This is a genomic window from Nocardiopsis halophila DSM 44494, from assembly GCF_000341245.1.
Classification (GTDB): Bacteria; Actinomycetota; Actinomycetes; order Streptosporangiales; family Streptosporangiaceae; genus Nocardiopsis_A; species Nocardiopsis_A halophila.
This window is the reverse complement of record NZ_ANAD01000225.1, coordinates 1-3,519: the sequence shown is the minus strand read 5'-3', so window position 1 is coordinate 3,519 and position 3,519 is coordinate 1. Positions and strand designations below refer to the sequence as shown.

The window sequence follows — 3,519 nt, the reverse complement described above, 5'->3', positions numbered from 1 at the left end:
ACTGCGTTGAGGTCGCCGACCTGCCCAGTGGTGCGGCAGTGCGCGACTCGCAGCACCCCGACGCGGGGCACCTCATGTTCGCCGCGACCGAGTGGCAGGCCTTCCTGGCCGGCGCCCTGTCTGACCAGCTCTAGTCCCCCATCACAGAAGCACACGGCCCCGGACGCCCTCCGGGGCCGATTTGCAGGAGCTCCGGCATGAACGCTTGGCACGCCTCCACCTGCTCTCCAACGGATCTACCTGCGTCGTAGAACCTCCCCCCGGGAACCACACCGAGGAGACTGAAGGCCATGTCTGACCCCATCCGATGGCGGAAGTCCAGTCACAGCGGATCGCATGGCGGGGACTGCGTTGAGGTCGCCGACCTGCCCAGTGGTGCGGCAGTGCGCGACTCGCAGCACCCCGACGCGGGGCACCTCACATTCGCCGCGACCGAGTGGCAGGCCTTCCTGACCGGCGCCCTGTCTGACCAGCTCTAGTCCCCCATCACAGAAGCAAACGGCCCCCAGGCACCCCTCCGGGACCGGTGTATGTCCGGTCCTCCGGGGGACCCTGCGCCGCTCGTGGCGCTCGGCAGTGCGGACGATCGACTCCGCCCACCTGTGTCCTCAGCCTGACCGAAGGGGACCGGTCTCGGAGGGAGGCGACGGGGAAAGGCCCTACAGGTAGCGGCGGAAACCCTGGGCGGAGTCGTCGAAGCCGAGGGCGCGGTAGAACCCGTGCGCCTCCTGCCGCCCGTCGTGGGAGAGCAGTTCCACCTTGTAGCAGCCGGCGCGGGAGGCCCGGTCCAGGGCGTCGTCCATCAGGGCGCGGCCGACCCCCGCGCGACGGCACGCGGCGTCCACCACCACGTTGTCGACGATCGCCCAGGGCTGGGCGTCGTGGGTCAGGCCCGCGACCACCATCAGGTCGAGGGTTCCGATGATCTGCCCGCGGCGCTCGGCCACCAGCACCGAGCGGTCGGGGTCGCCCTCCATCCGGGTCCACGCGCGCACGGCGGCCGAGGACATGCGGACGGTGCCGCCCTGCGCAGGCCGCCCGTCGCCGAGTTCGCGCAGGAGCCGCAGGATGGCGCCCAGGTCGGACCGAATGGCGGTGCGGATCATCATGGCTCAGGCATGGTAGCCGACCGGGGTGGACACATCCGACGTCGGCCCGCATACCGGGACGAACAAGGCCGGGGTCGGGGCGTGGAGCCCCGACCCCGGACCGACATGAGCCAACCCGGCGTCGATCAGGGCTTGATGATGCGGACCCCCTCGTTCTGCTCGGCGTCCTGCTGCGGCTGCTGCGGCTTCTGCGGCGCGGCGGGACGCTGGTGCACGGCGGTCGTGCCGGGGTCGTCCTGCTCGGCGACGGGCGCCGGGCGGCCGGCCTGCTGGGCCGCGGCCTCGGGCGGGGCGGGCACGTTGTAGCGCGCCCCCTGCGGGGTCGGCTGCGCCGCAGCGGGGCGCTGCTGGCCCTGCGGCCCCTGCGGCTGCTGGGGCTGCGCGGCCTGCTGACCCTGCTGCCCCTGCTGCTGGGACTGCGGACGGGCGGCCTGCTGGGCCGTGGCGGGGTCGATCTTGACCGTCTCCTCGTCGGGCGCCTGCTGGCCCTGCTGGGACTGCTGAGCCGGCCGGGCCTGCTGGCCCTGCTGGCCCTGCTGACCCTGCTGCGGCCCCGTCCCCTGCCGGGGAGCGGCCTGGGGCGCGGCCGGGGCCTTGCCCTCGGTCTTGCCGGGCTCGGCCTTGGCGGACGCGGAGGCGGAGTCGCCCTGCTCCCCCTTGGCGGGCTCGGCCGCGGCCGACTGACCCGGCTTGTGCTGCTCAGGCTTGGACTGCTCGGGCTTGGACTGCTCGGCCTTGGGCTGCTCCGGCTTCGCCGCCTGGCCCGCCTTCGGCTCGGGCTTGGCGGACTCGGCCCCGTCCTCGCCGTTCTCCTCCCCCTCAGGGGCGTCGGGCTCCAGCGGCCCCGCGCTCTTCTCGGCCTGGAGCAGCTCGGCGAGGGTCTGGTGCATGTCGCCCAGGCGGCGCACCGCCTCGCCGTGGGTGGCGGTCAGGGTGGCCAGTCGGCGGTCGGCGGTGTCGTTGATCCGCTTGGCGCGCGCGTCGGCCTCGCCGACCTTGCGCTCGGCGTCCTTCTCGGCCTGCGAGCGGATCTGCTCGGCCTCCTGCTTGGCGGTGGAGACCAGGTCGTTGGCCTCGGAGCGGGCGCTGGAGAGCACGCGGTCGGCGTGCTCGTCGGCGTCCTTGCGGGCCTTGGCGGCGTCCTCCTCGGCCTTGGAGCGGATCCCCTCGACCTCTTCGTCAATCTTGGCCCGCTTCTCCTTGGCCTCCTCCTCCGCTATACGCAGGATGGTGGCCATCCGCTCGCTGATCTGCTCGTGCTCGGGCTTGACCGCGGCCTTCTCCTTGGCCTCGGCCAGTTCCCGGCGGAGCTGCTCCAGCTCGTCGTGGGCCCGGGCCAGCCGCTCCTGCAGATCCCGGATGTGGTTGTGGTTGCGCACCACGAAGTCGTCGACCTGGCGCTTGTCGTAGCCCTTGCGGGCGCTCGGGAACGCCTCCTCGCGCAGGAGGTTCGACACGATGTCTGAGTTCTGCTCGTTCATGTCCTAATCAACCGGGTTGGCGGCATGTCGGGGAAGGGTGACCCGTCCCCATCGCCCATCTTGCCCATTACGCCCGGATCACGCATCAGCGACATTCACATCTCGCCTATCGAGGGCCGGGGCAGGGCGTCGGCGGGGGTCCGAGCCGTATGCGTCGTATGCGAAGAGTGGCCTGGTGAACACCGGGAGGCGACCACGGTAGCCCTCGGTACCAGTGCGGCTCAATAGCCGGGTCCGACAGGTCTGCGTGCTCACCGCCCGCCGCATTACTAAGGTATTCGCGATCGGCGCCGCGCGGGGCCGGAGTCGGCGATCGACCGGCGGCGCGGGCCTGGGAGGGAGATCACGATGGCGGAGGCGGCGGCCCCGGGAGCGATGGTCGGCAAGGCGCCCTTCGGCGCCCCGTCGGTGCACGAGGAGGCCTGGATCGCACCGGGCGCGGTGGTCGTGGGCCGGGTGCGCATCGGTGCGCACAGCAGCGTCTGGTACGGCTCGGTGGTGCGCGCCGACACCGAGGACATCATCATCGGCGAGCGCTGCAACGTGCAGGACCAGTGCGGACTGCACTCCGACCCCGGCGAGCCCGCGGTGCTTCAGGACCGGGTCAGCCTCGGGCACCAGGCGATGGTGCACGGGGCGGTGGTCGAGCAGGGCGCGCTGATCGGCATCGGCGCACGCGTGCTCGGCGGCGCCCGGGTCGGCGCCGGGGCCCTGGTGGCCGCCGGCGCCCTGGTCCCCCCGGGCAAGACGGTGCCCCCGGGGACCCTGTGGGCGGGGGTGCCCGGCAAGGTCGTCCGCGAGCTCACCGAAGAGGACCGCGCGGTGTTCGCCGAGACGCCCGAGAAGTACGCGCGCTACGCGCGGATGCACCGCGAGGTCGTCTGGAACGAGGACGGAACGGGGCCGCACGCGGGCCCGTGAGCGTGTGC

5 protein-coding genes are annotated in these 3,519 nt (G+C 72.6%); 3 read left to right on the top strand and 2 right to left on the bottom strand.

Annotated elements, in window-relative coordinates; all coding sequences use genetic code 11:
* A partial coding sequence (locus tag D450_RS32800) for a DUF397 domain-containing protein (RefSeq protein ID WP_017541304.1) occupies positions 1-134 on the top strand: 134 nt, incomplete at its 5' end.
* A 156-nt stretch (positions 135-290) separates the two neighbouring features.
* Positions 291-479, top strand: coding sequence for a DUF397 domain-containing protein (locus tag D450_RS0124690; RefSeq protein ID WP_017541303.1), 189 nt, complete (start codon positions 291-293; stop codon positions 477-479).
* Between the two features lie 180 nt (positions 480-659).
* Here the strand turns inward: D450_RS0124690 and D450_RS0124685 are convergent, their stop codons facing one another.
* Together D450_RS0124685 and D450_RS0124680 are read right to left on the bottom strand one after the other, a co-directional pair.
* Positions 660-1,109, bottom strand: a complete 450-nt coding sequence (locus tag D450_RS0124685) for a GNAT family N-acetyltransferase (RefSeq protein ID WP_017541302.1) — start codon at positions 1,107-1,109, stop codon at positions 660-662.
* A gap of 125 nt (positions 1,110-1,234) precedes the next feature.
* Positions 1,235-2,590, bottom strand: coding sequence for an ATP synthase F0 subunit B (locus tag D450_RS0124680; RefSeq protein ID WP_017541301.1), 1,356 nt, complete (start codon positions 2,588-2,590; stop codon positions 1,235-1,237).
* A gap of 348 nt (positions 2,591-2,938) precedes the next feature.
* Here D450_RS0124680 and D450_RS0124675 point away from each other — a divergent pair, with 348 nt between their 5' ends.
* Positions 2,939-3,511: a gamma carbonic anhydrase family protein gene (locus tag D450_RS0124675; RefSeq protein ID WP_017541300.1), complete on the top strand. Its 573-nt coding sequence runs from the start codon at positions 2,939-2,941 to the stop codon at positions 3,509-3,511.
* Positions 3,512-3,519: the final 8 nt, after the last annotated feature.

What these genes read in the sequence shown, in the direction of transcription:
- D450_RS0124685 (WP_017541302.1), bottom strand. Translation starts at nt 1,109, where the DNA reads ATGATGATCCGCACCGCCATTCGGTCCGACCTGGGCGCCATCCTGCGG.
- D450_RS0124680 (WP_017541301.1), bottom strand. Translation starts at nt 2,590, where the DNA reads ATGAACGAGCAGAACTCAGACATCGTGTCGAACCTCCTGCGCGAGGAG.
- D450_RS0124675 (WP_017541300.1), top strand. Translation starts at nt 2,939, where the DNA reads ATGGCGGAGGCGGCGGCCCCGGGAGCGATGGTCGGCAAGGCGCCCTTC.
- D450_RS0124690 (WP_017541303.1), top strand. Translation starts at nt 291, where the DNA reads ATGTCTGACCCCATCCGATGGCGGAAGTCCAGTCACAGCGGATCGCAT.